General features: G+C 42.0%; 23 protein-coding genes. 16 read left to right on the top strand and 7 right to left on the bottom strand.

Features of this window, described 5'->3' with window-relative positions; translation table 11 throughout:
• Nucleotides 1-237: 237 nt before the first annotated feature.
• The 6 genes from PHAL_RS0102455 to PHAL_RS0102430 all read left to right on the top strand — a co-directional run bounded on the left by PHAL_RS0102455 (nucleotide 238) and on the right by PHAL_RS0102430 (nucleotide 5,318).
• The gene (locus PHAL_RS0102455) at nucleotides 238-666 is read left to right on the top strand and encodes a hypothetical protein (RefSeq protein WP_016706823.1); all 429 of its coding nucleotides are present in this window, start codon (nucleotides 238-240) and stop codon (nucleotides 664-666) included.
• Entirely contained in the window at nucleotides 663-1,325 is a 663-nt protein-coding gene (locus PHAL_RS0102450) for a response regulator transcription factor (RefSeq protein ID WP_016706822.1), read from the top strand. Before PHAL_RS0102455 ends, PHAL_RS0102450 begins: the two co-directional genes overlap by 4 nt.
• Nucleotides 1,312-2,688 (top strand): sensor histidine kinase, encoded by a 1,377-nt coding sequence (locus PHAL_RS0102445; RefSeq protein ID WP_016706821.1) that lies wholly within the window; start codon nucleotides 1,312-1,314, stop codon nucleotides 2,686-2,688. Before PHAL_RS0102450 ends, PHAL_RS0102445 begins: the two co-directional genes overlap by 14 nt.
• Before the next feature lies 1 nt (nucleotide 2,689).
• The gene (locus PHAL_RS0102440; protein WP_016706820.1) at nucleotides 2,690-3,463 is read left to right on the top strand and encodes an SH3 domain-containing protein; all 774 of its coding nucleotides are present in this window, start codon (nucleotides 2,690-2,692) and stop codon (nucleotides 3,461-3,463) included.
• 90 nt (nucleotides 3,464-3,553) lie between these two features.
• On the top strand, nucleotides 3,554-4,642 hold the full coding sequence (locus PHAL_RS0102435) for a porin (RefSeq protein ID WP_016706819.1): 1,089 nt from the start codon (nucleotides 3,554-3,556) through the stop codon (nucleotides 4,640-4,642).
• An 85-nt stretch (nucleotides 4,643-4,727) separates the two neighbouring features.
• On the top strand, nucleotides 4,728-5,318 hold the full coding sequence (locus PHAL_RS0102430; protein WP_016706818.1) for a thymidine kinase: 591 nt from the start codon (nucleotides 4,728-4,730) through the stop codon (nucleotides 5,316-5,318).
• On the opposite strand, the gene ltaE is transcribed toward PHAL_RS0102430, so the two are convergent.
• Nucleotides 5,295-6,308 carry a low-specificity L-threonine aldolase gene (ltaE, locus tag PHAL_RS0102425; protein ID WP_016706817.1) on the bottom strand — a complete coding sequence of 338 codons (1,014 nt, stop codon included), beginning with the start codon at nucleotides 6,306-6,308 and terminating at the stop codon, nucleotides 5,295-5,297. The genes PHAL_RS0102430 and ltaE overlap by 24 nt on opposite strands.
• Nucleotides 6,309-6,316: 8 nt before the next feature.
• Complete coding sequence (rlmF, locus tag PHAL_RS0102420) at nucleotides 6,317-7,252, bottom strand: 23S rRNA (adenine(1618)-N(6))-methyltransferase RlmF (RefSeq protein WP_016706816.1); 936 nt, start codon at nucleotides 7,250-7,252, stop codon at nucleotides 6,317-6,319.
• A gap of 123 nt (nucleotides 7,253-7,375) precedes the next feature.
• Between rlmF and PHAL_RS0102415 the strand changes: the two genes are divergently transcribed.
• The gene (locus PHAL_RS0102415) at nucleotides 7,376-8,290 is read left to right on the top strand and encodes an alpha/beta fold hydrolase (protein ID WP_016706815.1); all 915 of its coding nucleotides are present in this window, start codon (nucleotides 7,376-7,378) and stop codon (nucleotides 8,288-8,290) included.
• Here the strand turns inward: PHAL_RS0102415 and PHAL_RS0102410 are convergent.
• The 3 genes from PHAL_RS0102410 to PHAL_RS0102400 all read right to left on the bottom strand — a co-directional run bounded on the left by PHAL_RS0102410 (nucleotide 8,244) and on the right by PHAL_RS0102400 (nucleotide 12,874).
• Complete coding sequence (locus PHAL_RS0102410; protein ID WP_016706814.1) at nucleotides 8,244-9,698, bottom strand: tetratricopeptide repeat-containing sulfotransferase family protein; 1,455 nt, start codon at nucleotides 9,696-9,698, stop codon at nucleotides 8,244-8,246. The genes PHAL_RS0102415 and PHAL_RS0102410 overlap by 47 nt on opposite strands.
• Before the next feature lie 91 nt (nucleotides 9,699-9,789).
• Nucleotides 9,790-12,378, bottom strand: a complete 2,589-nt coding sequence (locus tag PHAL_RS0102405; RefSeq protein WP_016706813.1) for a TonB-dependent receptor plug domain-containing protein — start codon at nucleotides 12,376-12,378, stop codon at nucleotides 9,790-9,792.
• A 316-nt stretch (nucleotides 12,379-12,694) separates the two neighbouring features.
• Entirely contained in the window at nucleotides 12,695-12,874 is a 180-nt protein-coding gene (locus tag PHAL_RS0102400) for an oxidoreductase-like domain-containing protein (protein WP_016706812.1), read from the bottom strand.
• Between the two features lie 153 nt (nucleotides 12,875-13,027).
• Between PHAL_RS0102400 and PHAL_RS0102395 the strand changes: the two genes are divergently transcribed.
• Together PHAL_RS0102395 and PHAL_RS0102390 are read left to right on the top strand one after the other, a co-directional pair.
• Nucleotides 13,028-13,480, top strand: coding sequence for a hypothetical protein (locus PHAL_RS0102395; protein ID WP_016706811.1), 453 nt, complete (start codon nucleotides 13,028-13,030; stop codon nucleotides 13,478-13,480).
• Nucleotides 13,481-13,574: 94 nt separating this feature from the next.
• The gene (locus PHAL_RS0102390; protein ID WP_016706810.1) at nucleotides 13,575-14,936 is read left to right on the top strand and encodes a leucyl aminopeptidase family protein; all 1,362 of its coding nucleotides are present in this window, start codon (nucleotides 13,575-13,577) and stop codon (nucleotides 14,934-14,936) included.
• Here the strand turns inward: PHAL_RS0102390 and gloA2 are convergent.
• Together gloA2 and PHAL_RS0102380 are read right to left on the bottom strand one after the other, a co-directional pair.
• Entirely contained in the window at nucleotides 14,933-15,319 is a 387-nt protein-coding gene (gene gloA2, locus PHAL_RS0102385; protein ID WP_016706809.1) for an SMU1112c/YaeR family gloxylase I-like metalloprotein, read from the bottom strand. The two genes, PHAL_RS0102390 and gloA2, sit on opposite strands and share 4 nt — an antisense overlap.
• Nucleotides 15,320-15,372: 53 nt before the next feature.
• Nucleotides 15,373-16,446, bottom strand: coding sequence for a ketoacyl-ACP synthase III (locus PHAL_RS0102380; protein ID WP_016706808.1), 1,074 nt, complete (start codon nucleotides 16,444-16,446; stop codon nucleotides 15,373-15,375).
• 153 nt (nucleotides 16,447-16,599) lie between these two features.
• On the opposite strand from PHAL_RS0102380, the gene PHAL_RS0102375 reads away from it, so the two are divergent.
• From PHAL_RS0102375 to PHAL_RS0102345, 7 genes are all read left to right on the top strand, one after another.
• Nucleotides 16,600-17,910: a metal-dependent hydrolase family protein gene (locus tag PHAL_RS0102375; RefSeq protein ID WP_016706807.1), complete on the top strand. Its 1,311-nt coding sequence runs from the start codon at nucleotides 16,600-16,602 to the stop codon at nucleotides 17,908-17,910.
• 8 nt (nucleotides 17,911-17,918) lie between these two features.
• Nucleotides 17,919-18,323 carry a nuclear transport factor 2 family protein gene (locus tag PHAL_RS0102370; protein ID WP_016706806.1) on the top strand — a complete coding sequence of 135 codons (405 nt, stop codon included), beginning with the start codon at nucleotides 17,919-17,921 and terminating at the stop codon, nucleotides 18,321-18,323.
• A 53-nt stretch (nucleotides 18,324-18,376) separates the two neighbouring features.
• Nucleotides 18,377-19,618 (top strand): sensor histidine kinase, encoded by a 1,242-nt coding sequence (locus PHAL_RS0102365; protein ID WP_029215988.1) that lies wholly within the window; start codon nucleotides 18,377-18,379, stop codon nucleotides 19,616-19,618.
• Nucleotides 19,615-20,145: a response regulator transcription factor gene (locus PHAL_RS0102360; protein ID WP_016706804.1), complete on the top strand. Its 531-nt coding sequence runs from the start codon at nucleotides 19,615-19,617 to the stop codon at nucleotides 20,143-20,145. Before PHAL_RS0102365 ends, PHAL_RS0102360 begins: the two co-directional genes overlap by 4 nt.
• Before the next feature lie 172 nt (nucleotides 20,146-20,317).
• The gene (locus PHAL_RS0102355; RefSeq protein WP_016706803.1) at nucleotides 20,318-20,722 is read left to right on the top strand and encodes a DUF1761 domain-containing protein; all 405 of its coding nucleotides are present in this window, start codon (nucleotides 20,318-20,320) and stop codon (nucleotides 20,720-20,722) included.
• 47 nt (nucleotides 20,723-20,769) lie between these two features.
• Nucleotides 20,770-21,021 (top strand): hypothetical protein, encoded by a 252-nt coding sequence (locus PHAL_RS0102350; protein WP_016706802.1) that lies wholly within the window; start codon nucleotides 20,770-20,772, stop codon nucleotides 21,019-21,021.
• 143 nt (nucleotides 21,022-21,164) lie between these two features.
• Nucleotides 21,165-21,428, top strand: coding sequence for a CBU_0592 family membrane protein (locus tag PHAL_RS0102345; RefSeq protein ID WP_016706801.1), 264 nt, complete (start codon nucleotides 21,165-21,167; stop codon nucleotides 21,426-21,428).
• Nucleotides 21,429-21,458 lie beyond the last annotated feature (30 nt).

Genomic DNA, 21,458 nt, shown 5'->3' with positions numbered 1-21,458 from the left:
AAGGTTGTATCAAAATGGGGTAAAATAAATTCAAGTCGATGTATTTAAAGATAAAAAATAATTTAAATAAATTTAAAATATTTTTTAGCACAAAAAGTGGCTTTTTAGACCACTTTGTAGCTTGTAAGCTTGTTGTAAGGTACTGCTAGTTATACTTTGCAATTTGGAAATAGAGCTTGTTTTCAAGCAATTACAGATGGCGAGTGATTTTTCTCATAAGCGAATATAAGGCTTACTGTGTTTATACTTTTATCTAAGCAGCGACAAATCGTAAATCTTACCTGCACCGCAGCATTGGTATTTTTATGCCATAGCAGTAGCGTGGTGGCTCAATGCGATGAAAAACCTTCAGCAAATGCATTCTTTGCATTTATGAAAGAAGTTAAAACAAAACGCCTTGGCGAAGATGAAACCCTACTACGTGCCCAAGCAGATAACCTGCAATGCAAACCTGTATTTAAGTTAAAAGTGCTGGATAGACGTGGCCAGGTATTAGTGCGTTTTTATGATCCGGTCAGTTTTGCAGAAATTACCCCGATTGAGAAAAATCAGCAGTGGGGGCTAGATAACGCAATTGACGTGCTTAATTCGCTAAACCCACTTACAACACCGACACAAGGAGAACAACCTGTGCTGAACAAAGATAACCAAGGAGAGCAACCATGAGAGCATTAGTCGTTGAGGATGATCAACAAGCAGCACAGCAGATCAGCGATGCATTAAATAAGCATGGATTTGCCGTAGATGTATCTCATGATGGTAATGATGCATGGTTTATTGGTGATACTGAAGAGTATGATATTGCTATTTTGGACTTGGGCTTGCCTGGCCGTGATGGCTTAAGTGTCTTAACGGATTGGCGAAGAGGCGGTAATAAAATGCCTGTTTTGGTTTTAACTGCCCGTGATACATGGCGTGAAAAAGTCAATGGGCTGCGGGCAGGCGCAGATGATTACTTGATCAAGCCATTCGAAATGGAAGAGTTACTTGCAAGGGTTGAAGCTCTGGTCAGACGCGCTCACGGGCATGCCAGCAGTGTTATCGCGTGTGGTAGTTTAGAGCTTGATACGGCAAGTCAACGAGCTACGTTATATGGTCGCCATTTAGACTTAAGTGCGCTTGAATACCGTTTGTTGGCGTATATGATTAATCGAGTTGGGCAGGTGGTGTCAAAAGCAACGTTAACAGAGCATTTATATCAAATGGATTTTGAACATAACTCCAATGTGATAGAAGTGCTTGTTAATCGCGTTAGAAAAAAACTGGGTACAGAGCATATCCAAACACGCCGTGGCCAAGGGTATGTAATTAATGACGCAGAGTAAACCGGTCGGCTCGTTAAAAAAGCAGTTGCTACTTACGACATTTGCCTGCAGCAGTGTGACGTTAGTGGTGGTAGCACTGATACTTATTGGCTTGTTTAATGCGCATATAGTGAAGCGTTTTGATGAAGTACTAATTGATCAAATGCATGATTTGGTTGCAGCAGCAGAATTTGATGACAAGCAACAATTACTATTAGCGTGGCGCTCATCAACCCCTAAATTTAATGAGCCGTTTTCGGGGTGGTATTGGCAAATTTATGATGAACAAGAAGTAATGTATCAATCGGATTCTTTGTATTCGGGCGATCCTATTCGATTAACTCAAATCCAAGATGATGAAACCCTTAAATACATTGAGTTTACGGGACCTGCTGGCCAAGCTTTGCGTGCGATTGTACAAAAAATCTCATTCCCAGCGCTTGATAGTCACTTTCATGTGCTGGTAAGTGGTCCAGTTGCCAATATCACTAATGACGTTTGGCAATTTACTTGGCAATTGGCCTGCGCTTTAACGCTTGTAGCGTTTGGTTTTTTAATAGCGATATTTGTGCAGTTAAAAGTAGCAATGCAACCTTTAAGTCGATTTAGTACTGCAATTAAAGCGATCAGAGATGGCCAAGCGAATAATATAAACATCGACGTGCCTAGTGAATTGTATGATATTCGCGGTGAAATAAATAATTTACTGCTGCACAATAGTGCTATTTTAGAGCGTTCGAGGTTGCAAGCGGCAAACCTAGCGCACGCATTGAAAAACCCTATTTCAGTGCTGCAGAACCAATTGCCCACATTACCCGCAGACCAAGCGCAGTTACTAGATGAACAGCTACAAAAGCTTAAGCAGTGCACCCACACTCACCTTGCAAGAGCGCGATTGGCGGGCTCTGTCAATCAATTAGCCGCGCTGTGCAATGTTAGCGATACGCTTAGTGAGTTATTGTTTTCAATGGAATTATTATATAAATCAAGGAATCTAACGCTCCGTTTTTCATCAGCACCGCAGAATGGCTTTCGGGGGGATCAACATGATCTTGATGAATTACTCGGTAATATTATTGATAACGCATGTAAATGGGCCCGTAACCAAGTTTTGATCAACGTTGTTTTAAATGAACATACTTTAACAATTAACATTGAGGACGACGGGCCAGGGATCGCGCAACAGAGCCGACAAAAAGCCTTTAAAGCAGGTCAACGCTTAGATGAAACAACGCAAGGTACTGGCCTAGGTTTAAATATTGTGCAAGATATTGTTACCTTATATAACGGCTCGATTAATTTATACCGCTCATCACTAGGTGGTCTTGGCGTTGTTTTGACACTACCAGGCTCAACAGTGACAACCATGGACACAGGGGAATAACATGAAACTCATCTCATTGGCCGTATTCAGTATTGTTTTATCGGGTTGCCAACTTACACAGTTAATAGACGACCCCGGTAGCATGACTCGCCAAGTACAAAATAATCATCGCGATGCAATAGATCAGCTTAGTAATAAACTTGATAACTGGTTTACTAGTTCCTCGCAGCAGCAACTATTAACTGACGCGAAACGCTCACTGAATGATGGATCGGGTACTGTATACCAAGGGGTTGATAAATATACTGCGAGCCGTTGGCAGTTACACAGTGATGAATTGCAATGGCAAGCGTTACAAATAAAACGCCCTGGGGATCCGCGGTTAGATTTTGCTGAGCCGTTACAATTTATTGGTTTAGCTTACTATACAGTAGAGGATGTAACCTTACACAGTGCGGCTGCAAATGATGCAACCGTTGTTACGACACTCAAAGCTAAATCAACATTTATAGCATTGGGTAAAGACAGTACACAGCAATGGTTATTAGTACAACAAGACAATCAAGTACTCGGCTATATGCGAGCCTCAGCGGCAAAAGCCAGTGTTAGTGATAAAACGATCTTAGCGGCACGACCGTTGCCGTTAAAAGCGGATACCGCCAATGATTTATCACGTAATGATACAGTATTACCTATGCACAGTATTTTAGGTTTTTATGGGTGTAAAAATTTAACCTTAAATTTAGCAAAGGCTGAAAAACAGCTAGAGAGAATCTTTACTTTATGTCAAAAATCGCCGCAGATCTGGTTTTTAGACCCTTTAGCGGATAGTTAGTGCACAAGCTTACGTTAAGCTTACCAAGGTGCTAATAAATCGGTAAGTAGGCTGCGTGTAAAGTTGCTTCAATTAAACAAGGAGCAACTTATGCACACTAATAATGTATTAAAACCAATTGACCTTTCACAATCTAAACTACCATCATTCGCCCTTTTCAGCAGTTTACTATTTTCGACTACATATACAGGCGAAGCTTCAGCGACTACGCTATTAAAAAATGAAGATACAACCGTATCATTGTATGCTCGACTGCGAGTGTTGCTGCAATATGATAAGAAAGAGGCTAAGTCAAGCACAGCAAATACACCGTCGCCTTGGCAGTTACGCGATAATGGGAGTCGTGTGGGTGTAAAGGGGCATTACAAACTTGATAAAACGCAGGTATACGGACGTATAGAACTTGGTACTAACATAGATAAAGATAATGAACCTCTTATTTTTGCCCGCAAAGCGTACATTGGTGTAAAAGGACGCTTTGGTAAATTACAGTACGGCAAACAAAATGCGCTGATCAAAGATGCAGATGATTTTGATCGTAGTCACCGCATTGGTTCAACAGTGCATTACACACGTAATGAGTTAAATACTAAACGCCCAGAGCATACAATTGAGTATCAATACCAGTGGCAGGATTTAGCGATCACTTCACAACTTAATTTACCGCGAGAGCTTGACGAACAGCCGTCATTTCGGGTTGGCTCAAAGCGACTAAAACTTGCCAGTAAAGACATGGATGTTGGTTTTGGAATGAGCGCTGACTATGCACCAATTAAAGGGATCTCTTTGCAGTTAGCCACACAAACGGCAGAGTATGACTTAGAAGGCGAATACCAAATTAATTTAGCATCGGTTCAATGGCAATTATCCAAGCAGTTATCGGCAGGTGGTTATATTGCCAGACACCAAATGAGTGATGAGCTGCAACACGGCACAAGTTATAACATGGCTTTAGGTGGGCGTTATAAATGGCATTCTAAACATCGTTTATATGCCAGTGTTGAATATGCCCAAGGTGCTGATGATCTAGAAGGAGGTAAAGAGTTGACCTATGTAATCGGTAATGACTTTAAAATTAATAAAGATTTACGTATTTTTGCTGAAATGCGGCAACGAACCTTTGATGTTGATAAAGACAGTGAATTCAGGGCCGCTTTAGGTTTCACTTATCGCTTTTAATTAAAACTTAAAAACGGGTGCCGAAAGAGCGAATATGCGCTAGCATACTCGCTCTTTTTTATGGTGATCAGTTCAAGGTAAATAGATGGCACAGCTGTACTTTTATTATTCTGCAATGAATGCAGGTAAATCTACCACGTTATTACAATCGGCATTTAATTATCGCGAGCGCGGCATGGAGCCGGTTATTTTAACTGCCGCGATAGATGACCGAGCGGGCGTTGGCAAAGTGTCATCGCGAATTGGCTTACAAGCTGATGCGCACATCTTTGATGCAGAAAAAGATGTTTTTGAGCTGATCAAACAACTTAACGGTGAGCAAAAGCGTCACTGCGTGCTGGTGGACGAATGCCAGTTTCTATCTCGCGAGCAAGTAATGCAATTAACCGATGTGGTTGATGAGTTAGGTATTCCCGTATTGTGTTATGGATTACGTAATGATTTTAGAGGCGAGTTATTTAGTGGCTCTCAATATTTACTGGCTTGGGCAGACAAGCTCATTGAGTTAAAAACCGTTTGTCACTGTGGCCGTAAAGCGAATCACGTATTACGTACTGATGAAAACGGTGCTGCGATTGCCGACGGTAATCAAGTAGAAATTGGCGGCAACGATCGCTATGTATCAGTATGCCGCAAACATTATAAAGCGGCGTTAAACATGCAGCGCAGCAGTTAATTTAGCTATAAATAGCTCAATATCAGCGCGAGTAATACCTAAATGAGTCACTAACCGTAAGGTTTTATTTGGGCTGAATAAAATGCCTTGCGCTTTTAGCTGCTGTGCTAGGGCGTGAATATCGAGATTATCGGCAACATGGGCATACACCATATTAGTGGTATCTTTTGCTAGATCGACGTGAAACCCTTCAATTTCATTGAGTCGCTGCGCTAAATAGCGAGCATTGACGTGATCATCTGCTAGGCGACTAACATTGTGTTCAAGCGCAAAGTGCCCTGCAGCAGCGAGCATTCCCGCTTGGCGCATGCCGCCACCTAGTACTTTACGCCAGCGTTTTGCTTTATTGATAAGCGCAACAGAGCCAAGTAATAATGAACCAACCGGCGCGCCTAACCCTTTTGACAAACAAATAGACACTGAATCAAAATGACGGGTGATTTCAGTAATATCTACTTGCAGTGCAACTGCTGCGTTATAAACCCGCGCACCGTCTAAATGGAGCGCTAATTTATTCGCTTGGGTAAATTCACGTGCTTTAGCTAAGTAGCTAATTGTTAACACTTTACCACCTATGGTGTTTTCTAAACTGAGCAGCCGAGTATTCGCAAAATGAAAGTCATCGGGTTTAATAGCAGCGCGAAGTTTGTCAAAGCATAGGCTGCCATCACTTTCATTCTCAACTGGCTGCGGTTGAATAGAGCCAAGGACTGCTGCTCCACCACCTTCAAATTTATAGTTGTGTGCATTTTGCCCGCAAATATATTCATCACCTCGTTCACAGTGGGCCATTAGCGCCAGTAAATTAGCTTGCGTGCCTGAGCTGCAAAATAGCGCGCTGGCGAAACCGTGGCGCTGTGCAGCAAATGCTTCAAGTGTATTAACACTGGGATCATCACCATATACATCGTCACCTAACGGCGCTGTGTGCATAACATCACGCATGGCTTTACATGGCAGGGTTACGGTATCAGAACGAAAATCAATCATAGTGTCTCCTAGGCTGTAAATTGTTGGCATATTTCTGCGCGGGTGGCTTGATCAAAGTAACTCCAAGCAATAAAGCGACTCACTTTTTGCCCTTGTGCCATCTCTATTATTTTTACCTCTGCAACAGGCAGCTTTTGTAACTGTGCGTGTAAGGCCGGTAACGTGTCTTTTTTAGATACCAGTGAGGTAAACCACATACATTGCTCTGCGAATTGCTCACTTTCAATAATCATATTAACTATGAATTGCTGCTCGCCACCTTCACACCATAATTCATTCTGTTGGCCACCAAAATTAAGTGCGCTACTTGGGCTTTTACCTAAGTTTTTCCATTTACGCTCACTGCCTTTATTGGCCTCTTCTGCACTTGCGTGAAATGGGGGGTTACACAGGGTCAGATGGAATAGATCTTTACTATTAATCACACCATTAAAAATCTGCTGCGGGTTTTTTTGCTGTTTGATGGTGATTTTACGTTGATTAAATTGTACCAGTTGCTTAGCTAGTTTAATTGCCACAGGGTCGATATCACTGCCGGTAAAATGCCAGTTGTATTCATGGCTGCCGATAAGCGGGTAAACAAGGTTGGCACCGGTACCAATATCCAATACCTTTACATGTTTGCCGGTGGGAATTTGTCCGTTATTGTCAGCGGCTAATAAATCAGCAAGGTAGTGAATGTAATCTACACGTCCTGGAATTGGCGGGCACAAATAACCTGCTGGAAGATCCCAAAACTCAACATTGTAATAAGCTTTTAACAGTGCTTGATTGAGTGTTTTGACGGCTTGCTCATCACTAAAATCAATACTCTCAGTGCCATTTGGGGTGATCACTATATAGGGCTTTAACGCCGCCACTTGGCACGTTAGATACGCTAAGTCATAACCTTGGTTATGGCGATTGCGAGGATGGAGTTTTGATTTTAATGGCGTTGATTTCATAACAGGTAATTAGCTTAGCAAACAAAAATGTTATTTTACCAGAGAAATACATTAGCGTGTGATCTTGTTTAAAATACTGGTAGGATGAGTTACGGTTCAAAACAATGACAACAAGGAACTGAAATGGCGATTGTACAAGAATCGGTGTTTATTAAACTTACCGAGCAACAAACATTACATTTGCGCAGAATTGCAGATAACAGTAAAAAATCAGGCCCTGCTGTATTTTTTATGCATGGTGCAGTGGAAAATGGCAAAATATTTTACACCCACTCAAATAAGGGTTTAGCGCCTTTTTTGGCTGAGCAAGGCTATGTGTGCTATGTGGCTGATTTAAGAGGGCGAGGTGAAAGTAAACCGGCTATTTCAAAATATGCTGATTATGGGCAGACAGAGGCTATAGTTGAAGATATCCCCGCTTTCATTGCGAGTATTACCGAGCGCGAGGGGAAACCACCGGCGTATTGGGTTGCTCATTCTTGGGGCGGCGTACTAATGAACAGTGTGTTTGCGCGTTTCCCTCAATACATTAATGATGTAAAAGCCTGTGCGTATTTTGGCACGAAACGTTCGTTATACAATCATCATCCGCAAAAGTATTTGCAAGGCAATCTGATCTGGTATTTTTTAGCGCCAATACTGGCAAAAAAGCATGGTTATTTACCGGCTAGAAAGCTCAAATGGGGCAGTGATGACGAAACCAAAAAATCTCATTATCAAAGTATGCAATGGGCGAAGCGTAAACCGTGGGTTGATTCTGATGATGGTTTCGATTATGCGCAGATAGTCGCTGGCTTAACATTACCGCCTACTTTACATATTGGTGGCGTGAAAGATAAAGCGCTGGCGCAGCAAATTGATATTGAAAAATTTATTGAAGAGTCAGGGCTTGGTGTTCAGACGTTGCAAATGTACGGCAAACAACACGGCCACCAGTTTGATTATGATCATATTAATATGCTGACTCACCCGAGTGCTAAACTAGACCAATTTAAGGATTTGCTTGTGTGGTTTGAGCAGCATTCAATAGCGCCTTAAGGGGCGCTTCAAAGCGTTTCCAGCGTTCTATAGCGGTTGCATTGAGTGGTTGACGAACTGACGCTTTACTCAGTGTAGTAACAGCACTTTTGGATTTATAAAATTCCAAACATTGCGATTCAAACTCGGCACCTAAAAATGAAAATACGCGCTTTAAATTGTCGATAGGTTGTTCAACTAACTGCTCATATTGAACATCCAATATGGCATTGGGTATCACGTTTTGCCAGTGCGTCATTAAGGTTTGGTATAACTCAAAGTAGTGTTTAAATTCTGATAGCGAGCAGAAATACGGCTCGTTTTCTGCAAAGTAATTACTGTATACAGACCAGGCAGTAGCATTGAAATCACGCTGTAAGTTGATAAATTTAGCATTAGGGAATAATAAGTAAATAAGCCCTAGTGATTGATAATTCGAGGGTAATTTGTTGATCATAAATGCCCGAATAGGCTTAGCGTGTTTTAACCGCGTAATATAAATGGCACGTGCTTGCTCAATGAGCTGCGGGGTTAATGCGCTGATGCATTCTGGATAGGGGAGTTTGGTTTGTTGTTCAATAAATGGCACTACCTGTGAACTAATACAACGGTCTTCGCCAATACTGGCACATTCACTATGCGACGCCAAAATTTGTTCTAATAATGTTGAACCGCTGCGCGGCATGCCAATTATAAATACCGGGGTCACTGTACCTTTGAACCCTGGCTTAACTGTTGAAAACAAGTGCTTGGGGTGATGGCGCATAATATTTTGGTAAAACGGCGTTAATTGTTCAGTATTGAAGTCGCTTAATTTTAGCTGTAGCTTATTTGCCAATTCATAATAATTTGCAGCTTGTTCTAGATCATCGAGTTGATCATAACTTTTCGCTAAGGCGTAATAACAGACCATTTTTAAACGCAGATTATTGGTTTGTGTTAGTAAATGATGTAAATTACTGATGTAGTTATGTTGTTTGTCAAAACGCCCTAGTTGTACTAACTCAAACAAGATATATGCAGTCACTGGGTACAGCCCGATACTCAGGGCTTGAGCAAAAGTGGTGTGTGCTTTGTCTATTTCACCATGGGTTAAATAATGCTGTGCTAGGTAATAATGTGGCTCTGGGTTATGGCTGGCAATATTTTTTGCATACTCAAGTACCGTTAATGCATCGTTTGGCGAATTAACGCCATTAAATGCATCTGCTAAAGCATGCAGTGGCTCCAACATATTAGGCAGCCTTTCACAGCTTTTTTGTAGTAAATACACCGCGGCGTCATAGCGCTCTAATCTTAGGGCAATACGGCCTAAACCAAACAGAGCTTCACCATTTTGCGGGTCGGTGCTTAGCAGGGTTTTAAAGTGAAACTCTGCCTCTTGCAGTTTATTTTCGGCAAGTAATTGATTGGCTTTTTCTAGTAGCATGCGTCACTGCTGTTTGTTTTTATCTAACTATAAAACGAAAAAGGCGAAATGTCTTGAGCATTTCGCCTTGGTTTTTTTTGTTTAGCTACGCTTAAAAAGTATACGTTGCTTTCACATAGTAGAAACCACCATTAATACCGTATGGGGAAGTTTCGTAGTATTTTCCGCCCCAGTTATTATTTGGAATGAATTCATCAGCACCACTAAAGTCAAGTTTCTCAGCGTCTTGATCAAGCAGGTTTTGTGCACCTACCGAGAAGCTAATTGAGTCATTGAAAAAGTAAGTGACTTCAGCATCAAGTGTAACCGCTGCATCGGCCATTTTTGCTGTCTGATCATAATCTACGTGCACACCTTGGTATTCACCAAAATAATTTGCACGCGTAAACATTGAGAAACTTTCCCATTGTTGTGACCAACTTAAAGTTGCTCGATGATTAGGTAAGTCATTTTCAAGACGGCTTACTTTAAATGGGCCTGTAATGTCACTCGAGCGAGTCACCTCTGTTTCATTCCAGTTGTACGCTAAACTAAATGTAGAGCTTCCACCGAGTAAATCTGTGGCGTAGTTTGCAACAAAATCAACACCTTGGGTGGTTGTGTCAAAGTCATTAGTAAAGAAGCTTACTTGCGCTAAGCTTTGTACATTTGGCACGCCAGCTTCTTCTAGCGTATCTTTATCAGCTTGGCTTAGTTCAATTTTTTCAGATTGGCTGATGCGATCTTCAACTTGAATGTTGTAGTAATCAAGGGTTAAGAATACTTCACCTAATGTATAAACTGCACCAAAAGTATAGCTTTGTGACTCTTCAGGGGTAAGCTCGGTTCCACCTAACTGCACGGCAATAGGGTTGGTCGGTGGTAATAAGGCGGAGTCAACTAATACACCACTACTTAGGTTTGTTTGCACATTACTCACATTGGCTTGACCAACGGTGGGAGCACGAAAACCAGTGCTGATTGAACCGCGAATATTTAAATCTTCAGTTAAGTGGTATTGACCCATTAATTTATAATTAACGGTAGAGCCAAAAGTGTCGTAGTCTTCATAACGCAGCGCTAAGCCCATTAGGAAGTCTTCAGTAAATGGTGCTTCTACATCGACGTATGCGGCATAGTTACGACGCGTATACTCACCGGCATCCGATGGTTTAAAACCAGGGAAGCCATTTGAGCCAATACCAAACCCTTGATCAGTCAGTGGACCTGCTGTAAAAGATGCTTCATCACCCGAGGTTACTGTAAAGGTTTCTTCGTGCCATTCGAGGCCACCTGCTACGTTAACATCGTATGCTAAACCCCAATCAAAACCTTTTGCTAAATCAAAGTTAAAGTTTTTCTCTAACTGTGAATATTTACCAGGGCTAAAATCACGCGGGCTATCTGGGCCTAACGATGCATTAATTGTGTCATAAATAAAGTAACGTGATTCATTAAAACCAACGGTACCACTTAAATCATAATAGGCGCCTTCTAACATCCCGCCAGTAAACTCACCTTTAGTCCCCATCGTGAGTGAAGTGTCAGTAATATTGCCACCAAAGTTTGGGGTAAAGCCGCCAGGGAGAATTTCATTAAACGCAAAACAATCAGGGTTATTTGCAACTTGATTTATATAATCTGGGTTGTCGAGGACATTATCATCAATCATGATATTGGTAGGGCAATTACCACTCATATCACCCGTTAAGTCGCCAACTAAAAGAGTCTGACCTTCGTCGTTTGAATAAGCTCCTGGGCGAGTATGCGGGTTACGATAGTAAAAACCACCACGTACATCACGCTCTGAGTAGTTACCAAACATATAAAACTCAGAGTTATTAGTCAGCTCTAAGCCAACGTTACCAAAAATTGATATATCGTCATCCACTTTTGGTGCCCCCCATACTTGAGTAAGTGGTGCAATATCTGGAACGCCTGCATCTGCTAAATTTGCCGCGTCGTAACGTTGTACTGAGCGGCTGGTAGCATCCGCTGTTTTGTATTGAAAGCTTAAGTTAGCAAAACCATTGTCAGTGAATGGTAGGCCTATATTACCTGAGATTTGTGTTGTATCGCCGTCGCCTTCATAGTATTCACCTTGGCGAACTTCAAATGTCCCGCCTTCTGAGGCATCTTTAAGTACAAAGTTCATTACCCCAGCAATTGCATCAGAACCATATTGTGCAGCTGCGCCATCGCGTAATACTTCGACTTGTTTTAAAGCAATGCTTGGGATCACTGAAATATCAGCGCCTTGAGCACCATCGTTAATACCGCCGCCTAAAAAGGCAATAACAGATGCACGATGACGTCGCTTGCCATTGAGTAGAACTAATGTGCTGTCAGATGGTAGACCACGTAAGTTGGCAGGACGTACTAAAGATGCCGCATCACTAATTGGCATTGAATGTACGTTTAATGATGGAATGGCACCTTTTAGTAACTCAAGCATATCAGTATTACCTGATTTACCTAGTTCTTCACCACCGATGATATCAATAGGTACGGGTGAATCCCCAATCGAGCGTGGTGCAGAGCGGGTGCCCACTACAGCAATTTTTTCGACGTTTTTATTGACCTTAGTGGTTTCAGTTTGTTCATCTGCTGCAAGTGCAGTTCCTGAAATAAAGAGACTCGCGGTAGTCGCGGTTAGAGCTAGTTTAACTGCATGAGTTAACGCTTTATTTTTCAATTGCATTCTAATTTCCCCAGTTAGAATTGTAATAGTTATGTGACCAGCTGACTTTTATCAAGGCAAATGGCTCGTTAAACTTATACAGATTGTTAAATAGTTGTGCAAGATGTTAAAAAATATTGATATTTTTTATATTTTTGATGGAGGAAAATTGAAAGTGACCTACCCATATGAAAAGCAACGATATTTTCTATGGGAAAATAGTAAGTAGTGCAGAAATGGTTGTTTTTACGCTGAAATTAATAAAAAAATAAATAAATATTTTTTAAAAGTGACCTGTTGGGGTTAAAAATTGTTCAATGCGGTTTTGAGACGGTTGCTATTCGTTATCGTTATTATCTGCGTTTTGTAACCGCCATACCTTTAATTTTTCTTTGTATTCATCCCAAACACATGGACAACAACTGCCGCCGCCACAGCATTCATCCGAAGCAGGTCTAATAGGCTTCTTTGAACAACCTACGGTGGTAATAGTTTGTGCATTTTGTTGCGTTTTCATCATTATTTACAGTTATCAAATAGTGGGGTGTGCCTAATCGTATTATACTTGATAATGCTTACTTTGGTAGTCAAGGTACGGCGTGGAACTAATTAAACTTATTCGAGCAAATTATGCTTTGTGAAGTATTAAGGCTATGTGAGAATAGCGACTATGCGACTATATAAAGTTATCCATCGTGCCCCAATTAGAGTGGCAAAAATTAGTAAAAAGCGCCAACAGCTGCGTTTCAAGCGGGCTATGGTGGCACTTAAACTAGCACTGGCACAAGAAAAGCAAGAAACCAAAGAAATGCTCACCATTTATCGTCGCTACACCCAAGGCGAAGTTAGTAAAGAAGATTTACAAAAAGCTAATGCGCAGTTTGTAGATATTCTTAAAGGGTTAGGATTAGGGATTTTTGCGATTCTACCGTTTGCGCCGATTACAATTCCGTTAGTCGTGAAACTCGGCCACTGGGTGGGGGTGGATGTATTACCGAGTTCATTTAACATCAATAAGCCACTCAAAGACATTGATCGATTAATTGCCCAAGAGCAACAACAGCAAGAAATCGCGAATGGCAAAGCTGCAAAGCCCGTTGTAAAACCAACTGTAAAAAAATAATGTCATACACTAAAAAGGATAGCCACTATGCTATACCTTTTACGCTGTGTTATTGATATGCTTGATCATCCTATTATTTTAAACGAGTCATTTAATGAGTACATTAATTCGTCATAGTACATCGGGTATTCCACTGTCTTTTGTTGTTAGAAATGACTTAGCTGCATGGCAACAGCAGCAATCTACTTTTTTACAAAACTGGTTAAATAGCTGCGATTTCGCTAAGCAAGGAATTGCCTTGGTGGTTGATCCACAAACTGCTGCGCTAAGTCAGGTGTATTGTTTAGTCAATAGCCTTGACGATTTTTGGTTAGCTGGTGATTTGGCGAGCAAGTTGCCTGCGGGTCTTTATCAAGTGCAAGGGTGCGAACAACAATTAGAACAGATTGCACTGGGCTTTATGTTAGGCGGTTATGAGTTTAGTGAATATAAAGCGAAGGGCGCTGCTAAAGCGCAATTGGCGATAGCTGATGCGGCACTATTTACACGTCTTGAGCAGCAAGCAGATGCTATCAACTTGGTCCGAGATTTAGTGAACACACCTGCAGCAGACATGATGCCACAGCATTTATCGCAAGTGATGGCTGATCTTGCACATACTTACAATGGCCGATTCAATGAGTGGGTTGGTGATGAGCTACTCGAGCAAAATTATCCCACTATCCACATGGTGGGTCGTGCCAGTGAGAACAAACCACGTTTATTAGACTTACGTTGGGGCGCGGATGATGCTCCGCTTGTCACGTTAGTGGGTAAAGGCGTGTGCTTTGACTCTGGTGGTTTAGATTTAAAACCAAGCTCGGGCATGCGTAACATGAAAAAAGACATGGGTGGTGCAGCACATGTTATTGGTTTAGCACAGTTAATTATGGCTGCAAAGTTACCTATTCAGTTACGTGTATTGGTTCCTGCCGTTGAAAATGCGGTATCACGCAACGCTTTTCGCCCGGGTGATGTGATTAAAACGCGTAAAGGCATTATGGTTGAAATTGATAATACTGACGCTGAAGGCCGACTCGTATTGTGTGATGCTTTAAGCGAAGCACAAAACGATAAACCTCAATTGTTGATTGATTTTGCAACGTTAACGGGCGCATGCCGTATTGCATTAGGAACTGAATTACCAGGGCTTTTCTCAACTCATCGTGATGTTGCTAATGGTATTATTGATGCAGGTATTGCAGTAAGCGATCCGGTTTGGCAGCTACCACTTTTCGAACAGTACAGAAGTTTGTTAAAAAGTGATGTGGCTGATATGGCTAACTGCGCGAGTAGCCCATTTGGTGGTGCGATCACTGCGGCTTTATACTTAAAAGAATTTGTCGAGCCAACGACTCCATGGGTGCATTTTGATGTTATGGCATGGAACTTACGGCCATTACCGGGTCGCCCTGTCGGTGGTGAAGCTTTAGGTGTTCGCGCCGTATTTAATTATCTAGAAAGTCGCTTTCACTAAGCTTCATAAAGTTCTAGCGGTAAATCATCGGGGTCAGCGAAAAATGTAAAACGCTTCCCGGTGATTTCATCAACTCTTATTTCTTCTACTGCTACTGCATGTTTTTCTAAGTAAGTCTTTGCATGATTTATATCAGCCACTGCAAAAGCAAGGTGCCTTAACCCTTGTGCTTCAGGGTAACTGGGCCTCTTTGGCGCCCCTGCAAAGGAAAACAACTCTATTTGACTCCCATCAGGAAGTGCTAAATCTAACTTATAAGAGTCTCGTTGTGCGCGATATTGTTCATGAATTATGGGGAGTTTGAGGATTTGGGTATAAAAATGTTTAGCACGTTGATAGTCACTGCAAATGATAGCAACGTGATGAATAGCGAGTAGTTTCATATTATTCCAATAAAAAAGCGCGAAAGTCGCGCTTTAATCGATAATGTATGTGATTAATCTGTGCCCTTGCACGCAGCTACTGCTGGTGCGACTAATTCTAAACCCGTTTTATCACAAGGCGGTAGTGTGGCGTCACTGGTGCTGATCGGCGTGACACGTTCACCCCATTTAATGTAACTGGCAGCCCAAGTTAAGCCAGCCCCAAATGCAGCAGACATAATATTGGCATGGGGCTTTATTAATCCTTGTTCAACAGCTTCACATAATGCGATTGCAATGGTTGCCGCTGAGGTATTACCGTATTCACCAATATTAACCATTACTTTTTCATCAGGCACGTTTAAGCGATGTTGAATGGCTTGAATAATTCGTAAATTTGCTTGGTGTGGCACCAATACATCTATGTCATCAAGCTTTAAGCTCGCTTGTGTGAGTACGTCATCACAAGCTTCACTCATGCCTTTTACTGCGCGTTTAAAAATTTCGCGCCCTTCAAACAATAAATCAGACGGTCCAACGGGTTGGTATTTATCTAAGTCACTGCCAAAATTAGTGATGTGTAAGATATCACGATCTTCACTGTCGCAGCCTGTTTTTGTGGCGAGTAAACCCGCAGGCGTGTCTGCTGCTTCAAGTACCACTGCACCGGCGCCATCACCAAATAGCACGGCACTGTCGCGACGATCCCAGTTTACGTACCAGGTCATACGTTCAGCTGCGATCACCACTGCTTTTTTAATCATACCGGCTTGAATTTGTGCCGTTGCTGCTTGCAGAGCATATAAAAACCCAGAGCAAGCTGCATTGGTGTCCATAGCGGCTGCGCCGACGGCACCAATATTTTTTTGTACTAATGAAGCGGTGTTTGCCACCATTGTTGACGGTGTACACGTTGCTAATAACACAAGATCGATGTCTTTAGCTTCAATGCCTGCACAGGCAATAGCATGTTGAGCTGCCACAGTGGCAAGCTCTGCAGTACTTACATGGCTTACTCTGCGGGCTTTAATGCCAGTACGTGAGGTGATCCATTCATCATTGGTATCAACTAATTGGCTGATTTCGTCATTGTTAATACGCGCAGGTGGAATACATTTACCCCAACCGGTAATGTGTGCGTAAGTCATAGTGTGCTCTCTTTAAGTGGTCAGACATGTGTCATCTATGTTTGATTTATACCAAAAATCCACATCTAAGACTAGTTTATCGCTGCGTTTATGTCGTAAATAGTGGTAATCAAACGTAATTTAGGCTAATGGTAGTAGAAAAATGAGGTAAACATGAAACAAAAATTAATCACTACTTTAGCTTCTCTTGGCGCAATGCTTTGCTCTGCGTCAAGCTTTGCAGCACAAAAACAGGTTATTTACGCAGGTTCAATGTTATCTGGCGCTGAACAAACGTTAGAAAAACAACAAACCATAGTAATAGAAAATGCCATGATCAGCCGCATTGAAGAAGGTTATGTTAGTATCAGTGAACTTGGTTTGTCGGATGCGACAATCATTGATTTAAAAGATCAGTTTGTTATGCCCGGCCTAATTGATATGCATGTACATGTGACTTTTGAACGCGATGCAAACGTGAATCCTCATCGGTGGCTTACTGAATATGAAGCAGACTATGCACTGCGATCAATTAAGTATTTGCAACGTAGTCTTGATGCGGGTTTTACCTCAGTACGTGATCTAGGTAGCAGTTATAAAGTGATTTTCCCGCTGAAAAGAGCGGTTGAACGCGGTGATATTAGTGGGCCACGAATATTTGCAGCAGGCGATACCATTACGCCAACCGGGGGCCATGCTGATTTACATGGCTACCGTAAAGATATTAGCGATGTGATTAGTGACGGCCTTGGAGTATGTGATGGCGCCGATGATTGTCGCCGTGCTGTACGTGAAGTGATAAAGTCAGGGGCTGATGTTATTAAAATCACCGCAACGGGCGGCGTATTAAGTAATACTGCTGCAGGTGTGAGTCAGCAATTTACAGATCAAGAGCTTGTGGCAATTGTTGATACCGCACATAATTTAGGGCGTAGCGTCACTGCGCACGCTCATGGCATATCCGGCATAAAAGCAGCCTTGCGAGCAGGTGTTGATTCAATTGAGCATGGCTCTTACTTGGATCAACAGAGCATTAAACTGTTTAAAAAACATAATGCTTACTTAGTACCTACATTACTAGCAGGGCAAACGGTGAGCCAAGAAGTGCTCAGTAACCCTCATTTGCCAGTGGCGATTGCCAATAAAGTCCGTGCTGTGGTGCCACAAGTCGAAGCGTCGTTTAAATTGGCGTTAAAAAACAACATTAACATCGCTTTTGGCACAGACTCCGGCGTGTCGCGTCACGGTAATAACGCCGATGAATTTCAATGGTTAGTAAAATACGGCATGACTGAAAAGCAAGCCATTAGGTCGGCGACGATTGATGCCGCCAAGTTACTTGGCCAACAAGATAAGCTAGGGCAGTTGAGTGTTGGTAAACAAGCAGATATTATCAGTGTCAATGGATCCCCGCTTGATGACATAAGTACATTGAAAAATGTACAGTTTGTGATGAAAGCAGGGCAAGTATATAAACAATTGTAGGAACTCCCATGGGCAGCAAAATTAAGGCGTCATTGTTTAATCATTTGATTGATGCTGAGCGGCAATTATTAGATCCAGAGGTTCGTCAATCTGAACAGGCTCTTGATGCATTGCTTGATGATGATTTTATTGAAATCGCAGCCAATGGCACGGTGTTTAATAAATATCAAGTATTAACGCGACTACCCACAGAAGTAGTACCGCAGTTTTATAATCAACATTTTAAAGGCCGCATGCTCAGTGATGACATTGCCCAACTAAGCTATCAAGCAGCGTTTCGACGCTCTGCACGGGCGGAATTTAATTATTCACTACGTATGTCGCTTTGGCGCTTAAGTGATGGTCAATGGAAAATGGTGTTTCATCAAGGCACACCGTGCGCGGTATTTAGCATTTCTATGGATGATGATTAGTTTAACCCGCTTATATTAGGCATATTTTTAGGTAGTTATGTATGGCGTTTTTAATGCGCACCGATCCGGCCATCAGTCGTTTACTGATGTTACGCAGTGGCGCAATTGCTATTCAGCTTATCGCGGTCATTAGTGTCTATTTTCTATTAGAGCACCAAATTCCCTTATTGCCTTTGCTGGTGGTTATTGCTCTTGAAGCGGTATTTCAAATCTTAAGTGTGATTGCTTATCGTAATGTCAGTAAAGCCAAAGAACTTGGTATGTTGATGCAATTGACAGCCGATGTGTTGTTTTTAGCTGTTCTGTTATCTTTGAGTGGCGGCGCAACAAACGCCTTTGTATCATTACTTTTATTACCAATCATGATTGCCGCTGTGAGTGTTAGCGCTAGAGGGTTAGCCTACATTGCAATATTAGCGATTGCCGCATACAGTATATTGTTATTTAAAATGCCGCAGCACAGCATGCATCATATGCAAATGACCAGTCACTTTGTAGGTATGTGGGTGAATTTTGTGATCAGTGCCAGCGTAATTGCATTGGTTATTGGCACCATGAACCGTGCTTTACACTCTCGAGAGCGAACCATTGCCAGTGTTCGCGAAAAACAGCTGCGCGCAGAGCAATTAGTGATGCTTGATGGTGCTGCAGCGCAAATTACCCACCAATTAGCCAGCCCTATTGCCAATTTACAATTACTCTATGAAGAACTGATTGAAGAGCAACCGGATAATGAGATTGTTAAAGACATGCAGCAACCGCTATTGCAATGCGCACTGCAATTAGAGCAGTTTCGTGTGTTGTCATCTCAATTGCGTACACAAAGTGTGGCAGCCACGGTGTCCTTACACGAGTTGACGCAACAAATTACAGATACCATGTTGTTACAATACCCAGATCAACAGCTTAATTGGCTAAATCAGGCGCCTAATTGCTCAATCGCTAATGACGTAATGTTACTGCCAGCAATCTTAAACTTGTTACAAAATGCCGCGTTTGCTAATCAGCAAGCTAAGCAACAATGCTTAGAAATAAACTGGCAATACAACACTGACAGCCCTGAATCAGTGAGTTTAATCATCCGCGACTTTGGTAAGGGCTTTAGCGCGACACAATTAGCGGAACTAGGGGGCCAGCTAATGCCCAGTGAAACAGGTATGGGACTGGCGGTTATGCTGTCGAATGTAACGTTTGAGCGCTTACAGGGCTCGCTAACATTATTTAATCACCCGCAAGGTGGTGCGGTTGCTAAAGTGCAATTAACAGTCAGCAATCAAGTCAGTGAGAATGCATGAAATTATTAATTATTGAAGATGATATTAATCTTGCCAATACTTTAGCACGGCGCTTAACCAAGCAAGGGTTTCAATGTCAGCTTGCTCACAATAAGGAGCAGGCAATTCGTGTTGCAACTGAGTATACCCCGAGCCATATTTTACTCGATATGAAATTAGCCGATGATAATGGCCTGACGCTCATAACACCGCTGCGTACATTATTGGCTGAGGCACATATTGTGTTACTGACTGGGTTTGCTAGTATCGCTACCGCTGTAGAGGCGATGCGACTAGGGGCAAATGATTACTTAACGAAACCTGTAGATATGTTGACCTTAGTTCGTGCACTTGCTGGCAAAACCGAGCCCGTTAACGAACTCGTTGCTGCAGATGCGCACACTATGTCAGCAGAGCGACTGGAGTGGGAGCATATTCAGCAAGTGCTGCACGCTAACCAAGGTAATATTTCCGCAACGGCTCGCCAGCTTAATATGCACAGGCGTACTTTACAGCGAAAATTACAAAAAAAACCAGTGCAGCAATAAGTTAGATTACCCCGCAAGAGCAATTAAAGCGCTAATACCCTCGGCGCTTTTAATCGTCTTAACCCTTTTATACCTAGTAAGGCCTTGCAGTATTCATTGCTAGATAGTTGCTGCAATGGCGTTCATTAACTACAGTGAAATTATCGATGTATTTTTTGCATAAGTAGTCGTTATGGATTTATCTCAACTAGATTTTGCTGCGGTATTTTTAGCAGGTATGTCCTCTTTTATGTTAGGAGGCATTTGGTATTCACCTTGGCTATTTCAAAGAGCATGGCTAGAAGGGTGTGGTTTAACTGAGCTGGATTTAAAAGCAACCGATCCGAAATGGGTTTTTGGAGGTGGTTTTGTTTTATCGTTGTTTATTGCATTTGGCTTATCACTGTTTTTAGGCCCTAACCCGCATTTAGGGGTGGCTGTGGGGGTTGGCTTTGCTATTGGCGTATGTTGGATCAGTAGCGCTTTGGGAATGAGTTATATTTATGAACAGCGGCCATTAAAACTATTTTTGATCAATAGCGGTTATCATATTTTGCAATTTACCTTAATGGGCTTGATTTTGGGTCTATGGCCATAAACTGTTATCCTACTGGCTAGCGTGTTTGTAGTAGAAGTAACTAAATAATGGCAAAACCGAATAAAAAAGGCCCCAGCAAAACCGTCGATATTTTTTGCAGTCAATGTAAAGCCCAGTTATTCAAATACCGTAAAGGTGGCAAGGGGGCTTTAGTTAAATGTTTTATCGAACGCATCAGCCAAGATTTCACCAAAGCCCCCTGTATTTGCCCACAATGCGAACGCCCCTTCGCTCGTGAAACAATCATCCGCGGCGCCCCTGCGTATAAAATGATCGGTGGCAAAGTTACATTTAAATGACCCCCTAATAGCGGACATTTATCCTGTGGCTATTTTTATACCCTGCTAAACTTACTCGGTTTGCTGTTTCAATGATTGAAAACAACCCTCCCCATGGAATGGGCCAGTGTTTTGGGTATGATTAAAAAGGATAGGGGACACCCGTGATTGCACTTTTATTTGATATTGTTGGTATGACTGGTACGTTTTTAGTGGTTGGCGCGTTTTTTATGCTGCAACTAGGTAAGGCCACACCAACAGGGCTAGTATATAATATGATGAACTTGTCAGGTGCTATTCTACTGCTTATAAGTCTTTGTTATAACTTTAATTTAGCAAGTTTTGTGATTGAAATATTTTGGATTGCAGCTTCGTTAATTGGTTTATATAAATATTTAAAAGCGAAGCAAGCGACTGCAACAGCTTAAATTTATAAAATTAGTAGAAAAAGCTCGCGC

The sequence above is a fragment of the Pseudoalteromonas haloplanktis ATCC 14393 genome, from assembly GCF_000238355.1.
GTDB classification, from domain to species: domain Bacteria; phylum Pseudomonadota; class Gammaproteobacteria; order Enterobacterales; family Alteromonadaceae; genus Pseudoalteromonas; species Pseudoalteromonas haloplanktis.
The sequence above is the reverse complement of the archived record's forward strand: the minus strand, read 5'-3'. Positions and strand labels throughout refer to the sequence as shown.

Bases quoted from the DNA above. Each gene is read 5' to 3' on its own strand.
- PHAL_RS0102450 (WP_016706822.1), top strand. From the start codon at position 663: ATGAGAGCATTAGTCGTTGAGGATGATCAACAAGCAGCACAGCAGATC.
- PHAL_RS0102445 (WP_016706821.1), top strand. From the start codon at position 1,312: ATGACGCAGAGTAAACCGGTCGGCTCGTTAAAAAAGCAGTTGCTACTT.
- PHAL_RS0102440 (WP_016706820.1), top strand. From the start codon at position 2,690: ATGAAACTCATCTCATTGGCCGTATTCAGTATTGTTTTATCGGGTTGC.
- PHAL_RS0102435 (WP_016706819.1), top strand. From the start codon at position 3,554: ATGCACACTAATAATGTATTAAAACCAATTGACCTTTCACAATCTAAA.
- PHAL_RS0102430 (WP_016706818.1), top strand. From the start codon at position 4,728: ATGGCACAGCTGTACTTTTATTATTCTGCAATGAATGCAGGTAAATCT.
- ltaE (WP_016706817.1), bottom strand. From the start codon at position 6,308: ATGATTGATTTTCGTTCTGATACCGTAACCCTGCCATGTAAAGCCATG.
- rlmF (WP_016706816.1), bottom strand. From the start codon at position 7,252: ATGAAATCAACGCCATTAAAATCAAAACTCCATCCTCGCAATCGCCAT.
- PHAL_RS0102415 (WP_016706815.1), top strand. From the start codon at position 7,376: ATGGCGATTGTACAAGAATCGGTGTTTATTAAACTTACCGAGCAACAA.
- PHAL_RS0102410 (WP_016706814.1), bottom strand. From the start codon at position 9,698: ATGCTACTAGAAAAAGCCAATCAATTACTTGCCGAAAATAAACTGCAA.
- PHAL_RS0102405 (WP_016706813.1), bottom strand. From the start codon at position 12,378: ATGCAATTGAAAAATAAAGCGTTAACTCATGCAGTTAAACTAGCTCTA.
- PHAL_RS0102400 (WP_016706812.1), bottom strand. From the start codon at position 12,874: ATGAAAACGCAACAAAATGCACAAACTATTACCACCGTAGGTTGTTCA.
- PHAL_RS0102395 (WP_016706811.1), top strand. From the start codon at position 13,028: ATGCGACTATATAAAGTTATCCATCGTGCCCCAATTAGAGTGGCAAAA.
- PHAL_RS0102390 (WP_016706810.1), top strand. From the start codon at position 13,575: ATGAGTACATTAATTCGTCATAGTACATCGGGTATTCCACTGTCTTTT.
- gloA2 (WP_016706809.1), bottom strand. From the start codon at position 15,319: ATGAAACTACTCGCTATTCATCACGTTGCTATCATTTGCAGTGACTAT.
- PHAL_RS0102380 (WP_016706808.1), bottom strand. From the start codon at position 16,446: ATGACTTACGCACACATTACCGGTTGGGGTAAATGTATTCCACCTGCG.
- PHAL_RS0102375 (WP_016706807.1), top strand. From the start codon at position 16,600: ATGAAACAAAAATTAATCACTACTTTAGCTTCTCTTGGCGCAATGCTT.
- PHAL_RS0102370 (WP_016706806.1), top strand. From the start codon at position 17,919: ATGGGCAGCAAAATTAAGGCGTCATTGTTTAATCATTTGATTGATGCT.
- PHAL_RS0102365 (WP_029215988.1), top strand. From the start codon at position 18,377: ATGCGCACCGATCCGGCCATCAGTCGTTTACTGATGTTACGCAGTGGC.
- PHAL_RS0102360 (WP_016706804.1), top strand. From the start codon at position 19,615: ATGAAATTATTAATTATTGAAGATGATATTAATCTTGCCAATACTTTA.
- PHAL_RS0102355 (WP_016706803.1), top strand. From the start codon at position 20,318: ATGGATTTATCTCAACTAGATTTTGCTGCGGTATTTTTAGCAGGTATG.
- PHAL_RS0102350 (WP_016706802.1), top strand. From the start codon at position 20,770: ATGGCAAAACCGAATAAAAAAGGCCCCAGCAAAACCGTCGATATTTTT.